Origin of the sequence: Micromonospora musae (genome assembly GCF_003626545.1) — a bacterium.
In the GTDB taxonomy this organism is placed as follows: domain Bacteria; phylum Actinomycetota; class Actinomycetes; order Mycobacteriales; family Micromonosporaceae; genus Micromonospora; species Micromonospora musae.
This window is the reverse complement of record NZ_RAZS01000007.1, coordinates 396274-413404: the sequence shown is the minus strand read 5'-3', so window position 1 is coordinate 413404 and position 17131 is coordinate 396274. Positions and strand designations below refer to the sequence as shown.

General features: G+C 73.0%; 15 protein-coding genes. 3 read left to right on the top strand and 12 right to left on the bottom strand.

Annotated features, from left to right (window positions below):
* Nucleotides 1-113: 113 nt before the first annotated feature.
* Nucleotides 114-530, top strand: a complete 417-nt coding sequence (locus D7147_RS21885) for a helix-turn-helix domain-containing protein (protein WP_120680565.1) — start codon at nt 114-116, stop codon at nt 528-530.
* 404 nt (nt 531-934) lie between these two features.
* Here D7147_RS21885 and D7147_RS21880 read toward each other — a convergent pair whose 3' ends face one another.
* From D7147_RS21880 to D7147_RS21835, 10 genes are all read right to left on the bottom strand, one after another.
* Nucleotides 935-1861: a hypothetical protein gene (locus tag D7147_RS21880; RefSeq protein ID WP_120680563.1), complete on the bottom strand. Its 927-nt coding sequence runs from the start codon at nt 1859-1861 to the stop codon at nt 935-937.
* Nucleotides 1854-2078 carry a heavy-metal-associated domain-containing protein gene (locus D7147_RS21875; RefSeq protein ID WP_120680561.1) on the bottom strand — a complete coding sequence of 75 codons (225 nt, stop codon included), beginning with the start codon at nt 2076-2078 and terminating at the stop codon, nt 1854-1856. Before D7147_RS21875 ends, D7147_RS21880 begins: the two co-directional genes overlap by 8 nt.
* Nucleotides 2079-2189: 111 nt before the next feature.
* Complete coding sequence (locus D7147_RS21870) at nt 2190-4373, bottom strand: RecQ family ATP-dependent DNA helicase (protein WP_120680560.1); 2184 nt, start codon at nt 4371-4373, stop codon at nt 2190-2192.
* 144 nt (nt 4374-4517) lie between these two features.
* A complete protein-coding gene (locus tag D7147_RS21865; protein ID WP_120680557.1) occupies nt 4518-5264 on the bottom strand; it encodes an SDR family NAD(P)-dependent oxidoreductase in 747 nt (248 codons plus the stop codon).
* 92 nt (nt 5265-5356) lie between these two features.
* Complete coding sequence (locus D7147_RS21860; protein ID WP_120680555.1) at nt 5357-6490, bottom strand: branched-chain amino acid ABC transporter permease; 1134 nt, start codon at nt 6488-6490, stop codon at nt 5357-5359.
* Entirely contained in the window at nt 6487-7377 is an 891-nt protein-coding gene (locus D7147_RS21855; protein ID WP_120680553.1) for a branched-chain amino acid ABC transporter permease, read from the bottom strand. The genes D7147_RS21860 and D7147_RS21855 overlap by 4 nt, the downstream gene beginning before the upstream one ends.
* Nucleotides 7377-8141, bottom strand: coding sequence for an ABC transporter ATP-binding protein (locus tag D7147_RS21850; protein ID WP_199734224.1), 765 nt, complete (start codon nt 8139-8141; stop codon nt 7377-7379). Before D7147_RS21850 ends, D7147_RS21855 begins: the two co-directional genes overlap by 1 nt.
* A complete protein-coding gene (locus D7147_RS21845) occupies nt 8141-8884 on the bottom strand; it encodes an ABC transporter ATP-binding protein (protein WP_120680549.1) in 744 nt (247 codons plus the stop codon). Before D7147_RS21845 ends, D7147_RS21850 begins: the two co-directional genes overlap by 1 nt.
* Nucleotides 8885-8888: 4 nt before the next feature.
* Nucleotides 8889-10088 (bottom strand): substrate-binding domain-containing protein, encoded by a 1200-nt coding sequence (locus D7147_RS21840; protein ID WP_120680547.1) that lies wholly within the window; start codon nt 10086-10088, stop codon nt 8889-8891.
* Nucleotides 10089-10427: 339 nt separating this feature from the next.
* Nucleotides 10428-11555, bottom strand: a complete 1128-nt coding sequence (locus tag D7147_RS21835; protein ID WP_120680545.1) for a glycerophosphodiester phosphodiesterase — start codon at nt 11553-11555, stop codon at nt 10428-10430.
* 140 nt (nt 11556-11695) lie between these two features.
* Between D7147_RS21835 and D7147_RS21830 the strand changes: the two genes are divergently transcribed.
* Both D7147_RS21830 and D7147_RS21825 read left to right on the top strand, forming a co-directional pair.
* The gene (locus tag D7147_RS21830) at nt 11696-13030 is read left to right on the top strand and encodes a TrkH family potassium uptake protein (protein WP_120680543.1); all 1335 of its coding nucleotides are present in this window, start codon (nt 11696-11698) and stop codon (nt 13028-13030) included.
* On the top strand, nt 13020-13688 hold the full coding sequence (locus D7147_RS21825) for a potassium channel family protein (RefSeq protein ID WP_407663380.1): 669 nt from the start codon (nt 13020-13022) through the stop codon (nt 13686-13688). Before D7147_RS21830 ends, D7147_RS21825 begins: the two co-directional genes overlap by 11 nt.
* A gap of 177 nt (nt 13689-13865) precedes the next feature.
* Here D7147_RS21825 and D7147_RS21820 read toward each other — a convergent pair whose 3' ends face one another.
* Entirely contained in the window at nt 13866-15497 is a 1632-nt protein-coding gene (locus D7147_RS21820; protein ID WP_120680541.1) for a serine/threonine-protein kinase, read from the bottom strand.
* 70 nt (nt 15498-15567) lie between these two features.
* Nucleotides 15568-17121, bottom strand: a complete 1554-nt coding sequence (locus tag D7147_RS21815) for a fused MFS/spermidine synthase (RefSeq protein WP_120680539.1) — start codon at nt 17119-17121, stop codon at nt 15568-15570.
* Between the last annotated feature and the right edge of the window lie 10 nt (nt 17122-17131).

Genomic DNA, 17131 nt, shown 5'->3' with positions numbered 1-17131 from the left:
AAGGTCCCGTCGACGGGACCTTTTGTGCGGTCAGTCAATTGTTTCGGGGCCGTCCGGTACTACGCTCGGACGCGACATCCGGTGTTCCACCTCGAGAGGGAAGAACCGCAAGGATGCGTTCCGCAGAGGTTTCACCGCAGATGGCCTTCGCACGGTTCGTGCGCCGAGCCATCGATGACGCTCGCGACGAGCGGGGGTGGACGGTCACGGAACTCGCCGCCCACACCGGCGTCGGCCGGTCCACCGTCTTCCGCTGGCTCGCCGGCGACTGGCAGGACTACCCCGAGCTGGCCAAGGTCCGGGGCTTCTGTTCCGCGCTGGAGCTACCGGTCGCCGCGGCGTTCCGCGCCCTCGGCCTGCCGGACGCCGGCCCGGCCCCACGTCGCCGCGGCGAGGAGGGCCCGGTCGAGGCGGACGTCCGCGTGATCCTGGACCGGCTCGCCGACCCGGCCGTGCCGCTCGAGGAGAAGCACCACATCCGCGACCTGCTGCGCTACCTGGCGCGCCGCCCGATCCGCCGAGCCGGCTGACGACGCCGCGCTGACGAACGACGCCGGCCCCGACGGTTCGCCGGAGGGCCGGCCTGAGACTCGCCCGGCCCGCCACACCCGCACCGCCGCCCGCCGCGCCACATCGGCACCGGCGGCTCGCCCGCGCCCCATCTGCGCCGCCGGCCCGCCGAGCCACATCGGCACCACCCGGCCGGCGACGTCACATGGGCACCGCCGGCTCGCCGTGCCACATCCGCATCGCGGGCCCGCCGCGCTTCATCTGCACCGCCGGCCCGCCGAGCCGCACCGGGCCCCGTGTTGGCGCTACACCCGCGCCCGCACGGCCCGCGTCGCAGCTGCACCCGCGAGGCGCCACGCCGTAGCCGCACGGCCCGCGCTGTAGCTGCACGGGCGCGGCGCACGCCGTAGCCGCACGGCCCGCGTCACGGCACGACGACGGTGAACTCCGCAGTACGCACCACGCCGGCGACCTGGAAGTCCAGATAGAGCCGGTAGCGGCCCGGGCCGGGCGCGGTCAGCCAGAAGCGCACCGCCCCGTCGACCAGCTGCGGCTCGGGATGCACGTGCAGGTACCCGAGGTCCCCCTCGCGCAGCGCCACCAGGTGGCCGTACGCCGCGAGGTAGCGCTCCAGTGCGGCGGGGGCGCCTTCGGCGGCGATCCGGAATGTCAACGGCACGGTGGCGCCCGCCTGCGGCGTGCCCTGGTAGTCGACGGTGAACCCGCCGACCGTCGTCGAGGTGGCGGCGGCCGGCAGCGGGTGCGGCTGGTAATCGCCGGGCACGGCCAGGTCGACGCCGAGGGTCAGCGCCGCCTGCGTACCGTCGTCGGCCACGACGGTGAAGTCGGCGTACGCCCGCCAGGTGCCCGCCTCCGGCAGGGTGAGGGGTACGGACCAGGTGCCGTCCGGGGCCATCGTCGGATGCAGGTGCTGGAAACCGCTGAGGTCACGGCGTACCACGATGAGGTGCATCGGCTTGTCGTGCACGATCGCGAAGCGGGTGACCGGTTTGCGCTGCGCGTTGTGGATCTGGAAGCGGAGCTGCCCCTCCCGACCGGGGGTGAACCCGGTGGTGAGCGGGGCGAGCGTGTAACCGGCCGCGCTGACCGCCAGGCCGCCGGCCTCGGCGTCCGCCGCCTGGCCCGCCCCGGCGACGGTGCCGTGGTCGTGCGGCGCGGTGCCGGGCGGGTGCGTGTGGTCGGTGGTCTCCAGGCCCACCGCCGTGGGGGTGTCGGCGGAGTTGAGCCGGCCCAGACCGAAGCCGAGCAGGACGGCGAGCACCAGCCCGCCGACCGACAGCGCCAGCCGGAGCGTGCCGCGGTCGGGTGCCGCGGAGACCCGGTCAGGCACCGGAGCCAAGCTCGTAGCCGGCCTCGTCGAGGGCCGCGCGCACCGACTCGTCGGAGAGCGGGTCGGCGCTGGTGACGGTGGCGGTGCCGGCGGCCAGGTCGACCCGGACCTCACGGACGCCGGACAACGCCGCGAGCTCGTCGGTGACCGCCCGTACGCAGTGCTCGCAGGTCATGCCGGTGACGGCGTACGTACGCGTGACAGCCTGCTCATCCATGGCGCCCACGGTACCGCCGAGCGGGTCCGCGACCGGTCGGTGTACCGGTGGCGTGGTGACCGTCGCACCTCCGCGCCCCCGGGAACTTCTCCCGCGTCACTCCCGACTGGGTCAACCGGCGACCGCCAGCGCGAGCGGCAGCACGTCCGGGGCACCGGCGCGCCGCAACGCCCGCGCGAGCAGCGTGACGGTCCAGCCCGAGTCGACCAGATCGTCGATGAGGAGCACCGGCCCGTCCAGGCCGGCGAGCGCGGCGGCCAGTTCGTCGGGCACCGTGAAGGCGTCGTGCAGCGCGCGTACCCGCTGGGCGCTGTTGCCCCGGGCCGCGCCGGCCGGCGACGCGGCCGGTGGCAGCTGGCCGAGCAGCGGCAGCCGGCCGACCGTGGCGACCCGCTCGGCGAGCGAGCCGACCAGCCGGGCGCGGCTCCGGGAACCCGCGGCGACCACCCCGACCGGGCGGCACGGCCAGGGATCGTCGCCGTGCGCCCACGCCTTGAGCACCTCGACCACGGCGGCGGCCACGTCGTCCGGAACCGGAACGTCGGCCGCCTCCGGGCCGACCAGCTCACGCAGCCGGCCACCCCAGCCGAGGTCGGAGAGGCGGCCCACGGCCCGCCCCGGCAACGCCTGCTCCCCGGGGGCGATCCGTCCCTTGAGCGGTACGCCGACCGCCGCCAGCCCGGTCGGCCAGAGCTTCTTCGGCGGAAGCTCCACGCCGGGCCGGCCGAGGAAGGTCTGCGCGGCGCTCAACGCGGCCGGCGAGACCTCCGCGCCGAAGAGCGGCTCGGCGCAGCGGTCGCATCGGCCGCAGTCGGTCGCCCCGGCGTCGTCCAGGCACTCCCGCAGGTAGCGCATCCGGCAGCCGGACGTGGCCGCGTACTCCCGCATGGCCTGCTGCTCGGCGGTGCGGGCGGCGGCGACGCGCCGCAACCGGGCCTCGTCGTAGACCCAGGGTTCGCCGGTGGCCAGCCAGCCGCCGCGGACCCGGCGGACCGCGCCGTCGACGTCGAGCACCTTGAGCATCAGCTCCAGCCGTGCCCGGCGCAGGTCGACCAGGGGCTCCAGGGCCTGGGTGGAGAGCGGCCGGTCGGTGTGCAGGGCGGCCAGCACGGACCGCACCTGCTCCTCGGGCGGGAAGGCGAGCGAGGCGAAGTAACGCCAGATCGCGGCGTCCTCCACGCCCGGCAGGAGCAGCACCTCGGCGTGCTCCACGGCCCGGCCGGCCCGGCCGACCTGCTGGTAGTACGCGATCGGCGAAGGGGGCGCGCCGAGGTGCACCACGAAGCCGAGGTCGGGTTTGTCGAAGCCCATGCCCAGCGCGCTCGTGGCGATCAACGCCTTGATCTTGTTGTCGAGCAGGTCCTGCTCGGCGGCGCGGCGGTCGGCGTCGTCGGACTGTCCCGTGTACGCGGCGACCGGGTAGCCCCGGCTGCGCAGGAACTCGGCGGCCTCCCCCGCTGCCGCCACGGTCAGTGTGTAGACGATGCCCGAACCGGGCAGCCGGTCGAGGTGGTCGGCGAGCCAGGCCAGCCGGTGTGCCGGGCTGGGCAGGTCGAGGACGCCCAGGCGCAGCGACTCCCGGTCGAGCGTGCCGCGCAGCACCAGGGCGTCGCTGCCGTCACCCGTGCTGAGCTGCTCGGCGACGTCGGTCGTGACCCGCGCGTTGGCGGTCGCCGTGGTGGCCAGCACCGGCGTGCCCGGCGGCAGGTTGCCGAGGAAGGTCCGCAGCCGGCGGTAGTCCGGCCGGAAGTCGTGCCCCCAGTCGGAGACGCAGTGCGCCTCGTCCACCACGAGCAGACCCGTGGTGGCGGCCAGCTTCGGCAGCACACCGTCCCGGAAGTCCGGATTGTTGAGCCGCTCGGGGCTGATCAGCAGCACGTCCACCGCGCCCGCGTGGATCTCGCCGGTGATCTCGTCCCACTCGTCGAGGTTGGCGGAGTTGATCGTCCGGGCCCGGATTCCGGCCCGCGCCGCGGACTCCACCTGGTTGCGCATCAGCGCCAGCAGCGGCGACACGATCACCGTCGGGCCGACGGCGTCGCTCGGGCGCTCCCCACCCGCCGGCGCGCCGTCGGCGGTCGCCGCCCGGTCACGCTCGCGCAGCAGGGCGGTCGCCACGAAGTAGACCGCCGACTTGCCCCAGCCGGTGCGCTGGACGCAGAGCACCCGACGCCTCTCGACCACCAGCGCCTCGATGGCCCGCCACTGGTCCTCGCGGAGCCGGGCGTGCTCGCCGGCCAACCGCCGCAGCACCGCCTCGGCCCGCTCCCGCATCGCCGCCCGATCCTGGCTCATCCGGCATTTCTACCAGCGAAGCCCGACAGCGCCACGCGCCGTCGCCGGAGGTGATGGTCACGAGCCGGACTGTTGCGCCGGTCGCGCCGAGCCGCTGGCGGTTTACGACCGCTCCGCCGCCCCGAGCGGCCGTCGGTTCCCCGGTCAGCGGCCGAGCACGGACCCGCCGTTGACCCCGAGCACCTGACCGGTGACGTAGCCGGCCGCGGGGCTCGCGAGGTAGCGCACCGCCTCGGCCACCTCGGCCGGTTCGCCGGCCCGCCCGACCAGGGTGGCGGCGACCCGCCGCGCGTGGCCTTCCGGCGTCATCGTGTCGCCGAAGAACTCGGTCTCCGCGACGTAGCCGGGGCTGACCACGTTGACCGTGATCTGCTCCGGGCCGAGCTGCGCGGCGAGGTCGTACGCCCAGCCGTGCAGCGCCGCCTTCGCCGCCGAGTACGGCCCGCCGCCACCGCGCTGGGCGGCGATCGAGCCGAGCAGGATGACCCGCCCGCCCGGGCGGCGGAGCGTGGGGAGCAGCGCCTCGGTGAGCAGCACGGCGGTCAGCACGTTCGCGTCGAGGTTGGACCGCCAGAACGCGGCGGCACCGGCGAGCGTGTCGGCCCGCCGGGCCAGGTAGCCCCCCGCGTTGTTGACGAGCACGTCGACCGTACGGCCGTCGAGGGTCTCGACGAGGCGGGCGACCTGGTCGGGGTCGATGAGGTCGGCGGTCACCGCCCGGACCGCGCCCGCTCGACCGCACTCGGTGTCGAGCCGCGTGGCCGTGTCGTCGAGCACCTCCGCACGCCGACCGGCGATCACCACGTCGTACCCGTCCAGGGCGAACGCCCGGGCGACCGCCGCGCCGATCCCGGTCCCGCCTCCACTGACCACAGCCAACCGTGCGTCCATGTGCCCTCCCCGCGTCCGCGTCCCCGGCAGTGCGCCGTCGATCATGAAGTTATCGGTGGGCGGTACTGCGTGTCGTGCCGATAACCCCATGATCAACGCGGCGAACGGGGGGTGGGGAGGCGGAGGGATCGGCGCAGCAGGGTCAACCGGGAGGTCAGGCCGGCGAGGCCGCCGGGGAAGAAGTAGACGGCCAGGATGAAGATGGTGCCCAGCACGAAGAGCGGCTGGGAGAGCGGCCGGCTCAGCACCGCGGGCAACGAGTCCACCGCGTCGGAGGTGCCGAACGCGGTGAGCCGGTGATCCAGGTACATGTAGAGAATGCCGCCGAGCACCGGTCCCCAGCGGGTGCCCGGCCCGCCGAGCACCACCATGACCAGCAGCGACAGGGTCAGCTCCGAGGACGTGATGTGCGGCGACGCGCCGCCGACGATCAGGCAGTAGACCACGCCCCCGGCCGCCGCGAGACCGCCGGCAAGCGTGAACGCCACCAGCTTGTAGCGGTACGGGTCGAGGCCGAGCACGCCGATGCGCCGCTCGTCGTCGCGCAGCCCGGCGAGCACCCGACCGGTCGGCGACCCGCTCACCCGGTGCACCACGAACACCACCACGGCCAGGTACGCCAGTGCCAGCCAGTAGAGGTTCACCGTGTTGGTCACCCCGACCAGCGCGTCGGGCAGGCCGGAGACGTCCAGCGGCAACCCCTCCTCGCCGCCGGTCAGCCCGCCGAAGTCCCGCGCCACCAGGATCGCCCCGACCTGTGCGAAAGCCAGCGTCACCATGGCGAAAGCGATGCCGACCGTACGCAGCGCCACCGCACCGAGCAGCGCGGCGAGGATGGCCCCTCCGGTGATGGTGAGCAGCGCGGCCTGCCAGAGCGGCAGCCCGGCCCGGGTGACCAGGATGTCGGTGCCGTAGACCCCGGCCGCGAAGTAGAGCGCGTGCCCGAAGGAGAGCATGCCGGTCCGCCCGAAGAGCAGGTCGTACCCGGCGGCCAGCCCGCCGAAGATCAGGCAGATGGCGAGCAGTTGCAGGGTGCCGGGCGAGTTCAACGGCCCTTCGAAGATGCCGGGCAGTTGCAGCGTCGAGTACGGCAGGATCGCCGCGACCAGCAGCGCGACCAGCGGCAGGTACGGGCGTACCCGGTGCCACCGGCCCGGCTGCGGGGTCAACTCGGCGGGCACCGCGGCGGGCGGCGCCGGTACCTCGGGGCTCTTCACCTCGGTCATGCCGTTGCCACCTTTCCGGCGATGCCCTGCGGGCGCAGCAGCAGCACCGCGGCGAGCAGGCCGACCACGCAGATGTCGCCGAGGCCGGACGTGCCGTAGTAGTTGACGAACTGTTGCAGCAGGCCGACCGCGACCGCCGCGTACGCGGAGCCGAGCACCGAACCCATGCCGCCGATGACCACCACGATGAACGCGAAGATCAGCAGTGAGCTGCCCTGCCCGGGCGAGACGGTGCCGAAGTAGACCCCGCCGAGCGCGCCGGCCAGCGCGGCGGCCGCGCCACCGATCGCGAAGACGAGGGTGAACGCCTTGCGTACGTCGATGCCGAGCGCGGTGACCATCTCCCGGTTCTCCACCCCGGCGCGGATCACCAGGCCGTAGCGGGTCCACTGGAGGAAGGCGAGCAGCGCGCCGAGCACCAGCACCGCGGCGATGATCAGCAGCAGGCCGCCGTTGGGCACCTGCGCGCCGAGGATCCCGGTCACCCCGCGCGTCCACTCGGGACGCGGGAACGGACGCGCGTCCGCGCCCCAGGTGGCCTGGAGCAGCGCCACCCCGGCCAGCGAGAGGCCGACCGTGACGAGCACCTGTTCGATGGTGCGTGAGTAGAGCGGACGGATCAGCACCAGCTCGACGAGGACCGCCACCAGCGTGCCGGCGGCCACCCCGAAGGCGACCGCGAGCACGAAGCCGAAGCCGTCCGGCCCGGCGCCGGGCAGGTTCCCCGCCGCCCACCAGGTGGCGTACGCGCCGACGCCGAGGAAGAGCCCGTGCGCGAAGTTGAGCACGTCGGCGAGGCCGAAGACCAGGGAGAGCCCGGAGGCGACCAGGAAGTAGAGCGCCGCCAGGCCGAGGCCGGTCAGCGTCAGCAGGATCACGGTGCCCATCAGTTCGCGTCCTTCCCCGTCGCGGCGGCCTGCTCCGGTCCGCGGTGCGGCTCGCCGGTGCCGACGCCGAGCAGCGACTTGGTCAGCGCCGTCTCCAGCAGCAGCTCCTGCGCGTCGCCGGCCCAGGCGACCTGGCCGGCGGCGAGCACCACGGCGTCCTTGGCGAGCCGTCGCACCACGGCGAGGTTCTGTTCGACGAGCAGCACCGGCATCGACTCGGCGACCCGTTCCAGCACCTCGGTCACCTCGGTCACCACCTTCGGCGCCAGCCCCTTGGTCGGCTCGTCGATCAGCAGCAGGCGGTTCTCGTTGAGCAGCACCCGACCGATCGCGAGCATCTGCTGCTGCCCGCCGGAGAGCGAACCGGCCCGCTGCCGCGCGCGCCGCTCCAGCTCGGGGAAGAGCGCGAAGACCCGGTCGTACGCGGCCTCGGCGCCCCGCCGTTCGGCGAGCCGCAGATTCTCCGCCACGGTCAGGCCGGCGAAGACGCAGCGGTCCTCCGGCACGTAGCCGAGCCCGTTACGGACCAGCCGGTAGGTGGGGCGGGCGAGCAGGCTCTGCGCCCCCATCCGGATCGTGCCGCGCACCTCACCGTTGCGCGGCGTCAGCCCGACGATGGCGCGCAGCGTGGTGGTCTTGCCGACGCCGTTGCGGCCGAGCAGCACGGTCACGCCCGTCGGGGCGACCGGGAAGGACACCCCCTGGAGGATGTGCAGCCCGGCGATCCGGACCGACAGGTTCTCCACGGTCAGCACGGGTTCCATCAGAGCGACTCCCCCAGGTACGCCTCCTGGACGGTGGCGTTGGCCATCACCGTCTCCGGGGTGTCGCAGGCGAGCAGCGCCCCGTGGTGCATCACGGCGATCCGGTCGGCCAGCTCCAGGATCACGTCCATGTGGTGCTCCACCATGAGCACCGACCGGCCGCTCTCCCCGGTCAGCGAGCGGATCACCGCGACCAACTCCGGGACGTCCTCGGCGCTGACCCCGGCCATCGGCTCGTCGAGCAGCATCACCCGGGGCTCACCGGCAAGCAGCAGGGCGATCTCCAGCTTCCGCTTCTCGCCGTGGGCCAGGGTGCCGGCGAGCGCCGTACCCCGGTGGGCGAGGCCGACCCGGTCGAGCGCCGCGTCGGCGGCGGCGGCCACCTCCCGGTCGGCCGCCGCCCGCCGCCACAGCTTCATCGAGCCCCCGCGGTGCGCCTGCACGGCGAGCCGGACGTTCTCCCGGACGCTGAGCGAGCCGAAGACCGACGACGCCTGAAAGGTACGGCCGAGCCCGAGCCAGGCGCGCCGGTGCGGCGGAAGGTCGGTGATGTCCTTCCCGTCGAGGAGGACCCGACCGTCCGTGGCCCGGCGCAGGCCGGTGATCAGGTTGAAGAGCGAGGTCTTGCCGGCGCCGTTGGGCCCGATGACGCCGAGGAACTCCCCGGGCGCCAGGTCGAGGTAGACGCCGTCGACGATGGCGACCTCGCCGATCCGCCAGGTCAGACCGCGGGTGGCGAGCATCAGGTCAGCCCTTCATGGCCACGGCCGGTGGCGCGGTCTCGTCACCGGTGAGGCTCTTCTGGGCGGACGCCGTGAACTCGGTGCCGCTGCCCGTCAGCTTCGCCTGGTACATCGGCTGGAGCAGGGCGTGGTCCTCGGCGCGGATCGTCATCTTGCCCTTGATCCCGTCGAAGCTCCAGCCCTCCAGGGCGGTCACCATCTTGTCGACGTCGTCCCCGCCCTCCTGCACGGCCCGGACCACCATCTGGGCGGCGGCGAAGCCGTCGGGGTGGAACAGGTCGACGGTGCCGACCTTGGCCTTGAGCGCCTTGGCGGCCTCGGTGTCGCTGGCTCCGTCGAAGTAGTGCGACAGGAAGGAGATCTTGCTGCCGGCCGCGCCGAAGGTGGGCCAGGAGGCGCGGATGTCCAGACCGGTGACGACGGTGGTGGACGACAGGACGCCCTGCTGGTCGAGGGTCTGCCACATCGCGGGGGCGGTGGTGCCGGCCCACGCGACGAAGAGCAGGTCCGGCTTGGCGGCCTTGATCTGGCTGGCGAACGGGGTGAACTCGGTGGCGCTGGCGGGGGCGCGGACGCTGCTGACGGTCGCGCCGGCACCGCCGATGACGGTCTTCACGGCCGCCTCGTTGGCGTCGCCGAAGGCGCCGTCCTGGGCGAACACCACGACCTTCTTGCCGGTCGGGTCGCCGATGAACGACTTCGCGGTCACCACGTCCTGGTACGACTGCCGCCCGGAGCGGAACGTGTACTTGTTCGCGCCGGTCACCGCGTCGGTCGCGGCCGGCCCGGAGATGAAGAGGACCTTGTTCTGGGCCGCGATCGGGGCGACCTGGAGCGCCACGCCGGAGGCGGTGGAGCCGGCAATGATCTTGGTGCCCTTGCCGATCAGGTCCTTCGCCGCGGAGACCGCCTTCGCCGGGTCACCGGCGTCGTCGGCCTCGGTGATCTCGATGGCCCGGTCGCCGACCTTGTTGGTGCCCTTGGTGGCGAAGTCGAGACCGGCCTTGAAACCCTCGATGTACTGCTTCCCGTAGCTGGCCAGGGCACCCGACTGGGAGTACACCAGGCCAACCTTGACCGGGGCGGCGCTGTCGCCGCCGCCGGAGGCGGTGTCCTGCGGGCTGCCACAGGCCGTGGCGGCCAGGGCCGCGGCCACCATCGTGGCGGCGGAGAGGAACACCCGCCGCGTCGTCCGGACCGTCATTACGACTCCACGTGAGGACTCGGAGGGAGGGAACTCATTGTCGGCTCACGCTAGAAGTGACGTCACCCACGAGCTATGTGGTCGATACACACAAGTAACCGGAGCGGGGTGGCCGGGCCTTACAACGGGCCGTTTCCACCCACCCGGACACCGCACCGCGATGGCGGTCGCCGCTGGCTCCGCCGTACCGCATGTGTCGGTACCGGCCATCGACCACCACCCCCGTCACGGTCCGGCCGCCCCGGCCCACGCGCGCAAGATCGACTCGCCTTCTGGGAAGTCGGGGTGTCGAGTACCCCTTGATGCCCCGACTTCCTTGAAGTCGCGCGTCGGCGAAGGTCAGGCGAGGCCGGCGCGGGCGGCGACGGCGGTGTCCGGCTGGTCGGCGAAGACCCCGTCCAGGCCGAGGCGGAAGAAGAGCTCGTACTCGCTGGTGATGTCGCCGCGCGCGTTCGGGTCGGCGCCGATGCGGAAGTCCGCCGGCAGGAACTGGTTCTCGACCCGGAACGTCCAGGCGTGCACGACGAGCCCCGCCCGGTGCGCGTCCCGTACGAGGTCGGTCGGGGCGAGCAGGTTACCGGCCGCGTCGCGGGGCACGACGAGGTTCTTGTTCGGGCCGATTCCGTCGGCGTAGCGGGCGATCCACTTCAGCCCGGCCGGGCTCGCCAGGTCCTGGTAGGTGCGCGCGTCCCCGGCGGCGGTGAAGTCGTACGGGCGGCCCGCGGCGTCGAGCAGCTGGATGAGCCGTACGTCGATCAGGCGGCTGAGTTCGCGCAGGTTCGCGGTCTCGAAGGACTGGACGACGACCGGCGAGCTCTTCCGGGTCAGCCCGTTCTCCTGGAGCACCGCGACCAGCGGCTTCTCCAGGGGCAGCCCGATCGAGGCGAAGTAGCTGGGGTGCTTCGTCTCCGGGTAGATGCCGATGGTGCGGCCCCGGGCCTGCCCCTCGGCTCGGGCGAGGTCGATGATCTCCTGGAGGGTCGGCACCTCGAACCGGCCGTCGTACGCGGTGTTGGTGACCCGGACCTGCGGCAGCCGCTCCTCGGCGCGCAGCGTCTTCAGCTCGGCCAGGGTGAAGTCCTCGGTGAACCAGCCGGTCACCGACACGCCGTCGATGGTCTTCGTCGTGCGCCGGCCGGCGAACTCCGGGTGGGCGGCAACGTCGGTGGTACCCGAGATCTCGTTCTCGTGTCGAGCGACGAGCACGCCGTCCCGGGTGGTGACCAGGTCGGGCTCGATGAAGTCGGTGCCCATTCGGATGGCGAGACGGTACGACTCCAGGGTGTGCTCGGGCCGGTAGCCGCTCGCGCCCCGGTGGGCGATCACGATCGGACGATCGCTCGCCCGGGCCGACGTACCCTCCTCGATCGACTCGGTCGACTCGGCCGGCGCGGCGACGGTCGGCCCGGCCACGGCGGCGGTGACCAGCGCGCCCGCCAGGCCGCCGGTGGGAACGGTACGTCGCATCGCGGCCTCCTGCCGTCGAGGGAACCTGCTCAGCAGACCGCCTGCGATTGTCCGGCAGTTGGTCGACGCCTGACCGGCGGGTGAATCTCCGGATCGCCGGTTCGGCCTCCCCGGTTCCGGCGGAAAAGGAAGATTGTCTGGTGCGCCGGTTTCTCCGTCACCCCGTGCGGCTGGTGCCGTTCGGCTTCCTGGCGACGATCCTGCTCGGCACCGGCCTGCTGATGCTGCCCTGGGCGACCAACGAGCACCGGTACACCCCCTTCGTGACCGCGCTCTTCACCGCCACCTCCGCGGTCTCCGTGACCGGCATGGCGGTGGTCGACACGCCCGACTACTGGAACCCGTTCGGGCTGGCCATGATCACCGTGCTCACCCAGATCGGCGGGATCGGCATCGTCACCGGCGCGACCCTGGTCATCCTCCTCGTGGCGCGGCAGCTCGGGCTTCGGAACCGGCTGCTGGTGCAGGCCGAGACCCAGGAGTTCGGCTTCGGAGACGTACGGCGGCTGCTGCTGCGTATCGCCGCGACAGCGCTGGTCTGCGAGGCGGTGATCACCGTGATCCTCACCCTCCGCTTCCAACTCAGCTACGAGTATCCGTTCGGGCGGGCGCTCTGGCACGGCGTCTTCCACGCCGTCCAGGGCTTCAACAACGGCGGGTTCGCGCTCTACTCGGACAACCTGGCCGGCTTCGCCAGGGACGGGTGGATCACACTGCCGCTCGCCCTCGGCGCGATCATCGGCGGCCTCGGCTTCCCGGCGCTCTTCGAAGCGGTACGCGAGTGGCGGCAACCCTCCCGCTGGGCGGTCGCCACCAAACTCACCGTCTGGGGCAGCGCCGCGCTGCTCCTGGTCGGCTTCCTCGGCCTGCTGCTCGCCGAGTGGGCCAACCCGCGCACCCTCGGCCCCTTCGGCTGGCCCGACAAGCTGCTCGCCGCGTTCACCCAGGACGCCTTCATCCGTACGGGCGGATTCAACGTCGTCCCCACCGACGCGCTCGACGAGGAGACCTACCCGTTGATGATCGCGCTCATGTTCATCGGCGGCGGCAGCGCCAGCACCGCCGGCGGCATCAAGGTGGCGACCTTCTTCCTGCTCGCCTTCGTCATCTGGGCGGAGATCCGGGGCGAGCCGGACGTGACCATCGGCCGCCGCCGGGTGGCGAACGCCAGCCAGCGGCAGGCGATCACGCTGGTCCTGATCAGCGTCGTGCTGCTCGCCATCGGCACGGTCACGCTGATCCTGATGACCGAGGACAACCGGGCCCTCCGGACACTCTTCGAGGTGACCTCCGCGTTCACCACCACCGGGCTCTCCGTCGGAATCGCCCCGACGCTGCCCGAGAGCGGTCAGCTCGCCCTCGTCGTCCTGATGTACATCGGCCGGGTCGGACCGCTCACCCTCGGGTCGGCGATCGCCCTGAACACCCGGCGACGGCTCTACCGCTATCCAGAGGAGCAACCCATTGTCGGATAGGGACAGCGAGATCGGCGGCGTCGCGGTGGTCGGGTTGGGACGGTTCGGTGGTCAACTGGCCGGCTCGCTGATCCGGCTCGGCCACGAGGTCCTCGCCATCGACCGCAACCCCGACCTCGTGCAACGCTGGTCGGACCAGCTCGACCGGGTCGTACAGGCCGACGCCACCGACGAGGACGCGCTGCGCCAGGTGGGCATCACCGACTTCGACCGCGTCGTGGTGGCGATCGGCGCGTCGCTCGAGGCGAGCGTGCTCACCGTGCTGGCCCTGGTGGAGCTGGGCGTGTCACAGGTCTGGGCGCGCGCCACCTCCGGTAAGCACGCGAAGATCCTCAACTCGGTCGGGGCGCACCACGTGATCTTTCCCGAGGCGGAGACCGGTGAGCGGGTGGCGCACCTGATCGTCACCCGGATGCTCGACTTCATCGAGTTCGGCCACGACTTCGCCATCGCGAAGGTGCGCGTGCCGCAGGCCCTGGCGGGAAAACCCCTCTCGCAGGTACGACCGATCGAGCACCACGGCGTACGCGTGCTCGGCGCCAAGCACCCCGGCAAGCCCTTCGAGTACGCCTCAGACTCCACCGTGCTCAGGCCGGAGAGCGTCCTGGTGGTCGAGGGCAACCTGGACCAACTCCAACGCTTCGCAGACCTCCCCTAGCCCCCCCGCCCCGCCCCCCACCCCCACCCCCGCCCCTGCTCCGGCGTGCGCACTTTCTCGGAAAGAGTGGTCATTCGCGCCCGGATGGCCACTCTTTCCGAGAAAGTGCGTGGATCTTGGGCGGGGGGCGGGGGCGGGGGCGGGGTGGGGGTGGGGGTGGGGTGGGGTGGGGTGGGGTTACTTCTTGGGGGGCTTGCCCTTGGGGGGCTTGTCGGGCTTGTCGGGCTTCGGATGCCCGGCGGGGCCCTTTCCAGCACCGGGGCCGCCGGGGCCGCCCGAGCCGGTGCCGCGCGACGTGGCGCTGGTCTTCGTGGTGGTGGCCTTGGCCGGTGACTTCGTGGTCGCCGGGGCCGGGGGGCGGCCCGCCACCCCGGAGACCTGCACCCCACAGCTCTCGCCGCCGAGGGTGAACGTGACCGGCAGCGGATTCCCCCCGGTGTAGCGCCCCGTGAGGCTGACCTTCTCGGCGGCGCCCGGCGCCAGCGCGGGCCGCCCCGCCGGTGGACGTACCACCACCGCCCGCCCCTGCTGGCTCGCGGACGCCGGGGTCGCCCGGGTCACCGTCTGCCCGCCCGGGAAGGTGAAGTTCACCGCCCAGTCGCGCAGTTCCTGGGCCCCGGTGTTGGTGAGCGTCAGCTCGGCGGCGAAGTCCTTGCCGGAGTCGCTGCGCAGCGCGTACGCCACCTGACAGACCGGCGTACCCGCCAACCCCAACCGGGCCTCGGTCGGCGGCTCCACGCCCCCGCTCGCCGGGCTCCGCCCGGTCACTCCCCAGAGCGCCGCGGTGACCGCCACCAGGCCCGCGGCTGCCACCCCCGCCTCGACGCGCCGCCGCCGGGAGACGACTCGCCGGCGCCGGGTGGGCGGCGCGCCCGTCTCCGCCCCCGACCAGGGCAGGATCGTCGTACCCGCGTCCGCCAGGGTGGCCGGGCCCAGCGGGCCGGCGGCGGGCGAGACGGGTATCGCGGTGAGCACCCCGGCCGCATCGGCCAGAATGCCGGCGAGCTCAGTGGTGGACGGTCGCTCCTCGGGGCGTTTCGCCAGGCAGCGACGCACCAGGTCGGCCACCTCGTCGGGGAGCGTCGGCACGGCGGGCATCGGCTCCGGGTCGTTGTACAGGTGCGCGCGCAGCATCTCCGTGGTGGTGCTGGCCTGCCACGGCAGCCGGCCGGTGAGCATCCGGTAGAGCAGCAGGCCCACGGCGTACACGTCGGTGGCGGGCGACACCTGGCCGCCGTCGAGGCGCTCCGGCGCAAGGTACGCGGGGGTGCCGAGCAGGGCGCCGTCCGTGCCCCGCTCACTCTCCCCGACCAGGGCGGAGATGCCGAAGTCGACGACCTTCACCCCGGTCGGCGTCAGCATCACATTGCCCGGGGTGACGTCCCGGTGCACCACCCCTCGGGCGTGCGCGGTGGCCAGCGCCGAGGCGACTTCGGCGGCGATCGTCACCGCCTCCCGCCAGGGCAGCCGCCGCTCGCGGCCGAGCCAGCTGCTCAGCGAGCCGCCGTCGATCAGCTCCATCACGACGTACGGGACGGTGACGCCGTCCTGCTCGGACTCGCCGTAGTCGTAGACGTTGGTGATGTTGGGGTGGTAGAGCCGCGCGGCGGCCTGCGCCTCGACCCGGAGCCGGTGCCGGAGGGCGCGCTCGCTCGCCAGCCGGGACGCCAGCACCTTGACCGCGACCTGCCGTCCGAGCACCTCGTCGTAGCCGCGCCACACCACCGACATGCCACCCGCGCCGAGCTGCTCGATGAGCCGGTACCGCCCACCGAGCGGCCGCACCGCGAACCGGTCCCCTCCGCCCATGGTCGAGGTTCTTGCCCGGACCCGTCCCGGCTACACCTCTCGGACCGAAATCGGGCAGGAAGTCACTCGATCAGGCGGTGGCGAGCAGCTGGTCCACCGGCGCGTAGTCGTCGGTGAGCACCAGCGCCTCGCCGACGAACTCGTCCAGCTCGGCCTCGGCGATCAGGACCGCGCGGACGTCCACCTCGGCCAGTCGCTTGCGGATCGCTTCCAGCGGCAGCGGCGCGTCGGAGGCGACGAGGACGAAGTTGGAACCCTGCTCGCCGATGATCGCCTCCGGGGGCGCGATCAGCGCGACGTGCCGGAACTCGGCGGCGACGGTGGCCAGTTCGCTGCGGATGAAGCGCAGCGGCGGGTAGTCGATGACGTTCTGCACGTAGACGCCGCTCGGGCGCACCACTCGGCGTACCTCGGCCATCATCTCCCGGGTGGCCAGGTGCCACGGCACCACCAGGTGCCCGAACGCGTCGCCGACCACCAGGTCGCGGCTCTCGTCGGCCTCGGCGGCGACCAGCAGCCGCGCATCGCCGGCCACCGCCCGCAGGTCCGGTCCCTGGCGTACGCCGAGTTCCCGCTCACCCAGCTCGATGAGCCCACCGTCGATCTCGAAAACCAGGTTGTCGCTGCCGGGACGGGTGGCGGTCAGATAGCGGGGCACGGTGAAACCGCCCCCGCCCAGGTGCAGCGCGTCGAGCCGCCGGCCGGCCGGTGCGGCCACGTCCGCCACCGCACCGAACCACTTCGTGTACGCGTACTCCAGGTGGCGGGGGTCGGCGAGGTCCACGTACGAGTGCTGCGCCGAGTTGAGCAGCAGCGTCCGCCCGGTCGACCGGGACGAATCCACCTCGACCTTCGCGCAGTGGTACGCCGTCTCGATGTCGCACGGGTTCGGTGCGACCGTGCTGAGACCCGCGCCGAGCAGGCCGAGCACCGCCAACGCCGCCTTGGTCCGGCCCCGACCCGGCAGCTCCACGACGCCCTGCCGGTGCAGGTACCAGCCGAGGACCAGGCCGGTGACGCCGAGCGCGATGGCCAGCGCCAGCAGGATCACCGTGCTGCGCAGCGCGGCGACCAGCACGAACCCGGTGGAGAGGGTGGCCGTGATGCCGCCGAGCGTGCCGATGCTGGAGAGCCGGCCGACCACCTGGCCGGTGCGGCGCAGGTCGGCGAGCTGGAGCTTGACGACCAGCGGAGTGACCGCGGAGAGCAGCAGCGCCGGAACGAAGACGGCGAGGGCGACGAGGAGCAGGATGGCGCTGGCCGCCCCGCCGCGCAGCACCTCGCCCGCGTACCGGACGACCGGCAGGGTGACGGCGGTGGCGATGCCGGCGAGCACGAGCGCGGGGGCCAGCAGCGGACGCGGGTCGCGCCGGTCGGCCAGCCGACCGCCGGCCCACGCCCCGTAGGCGATCGCGGCCAGCGCGATGCCGATCACCGAGCTGGTCACCTGGAGGGTCACCCCGACGTAGGGGCCGACCAGGCGCAGGGCGACCGTCTCCAGCACCAGGACGGCGCCGCTGGAGAAGAAGACGAGGAAGGCGGCGAGCCCGTTGGGCAGGGCGCGCCCGGTGACCGGCGCGGCGGGCACGGGCGGGTCGGCGACGTCGGACGGTGAGAGATTCATCGTCGCGATG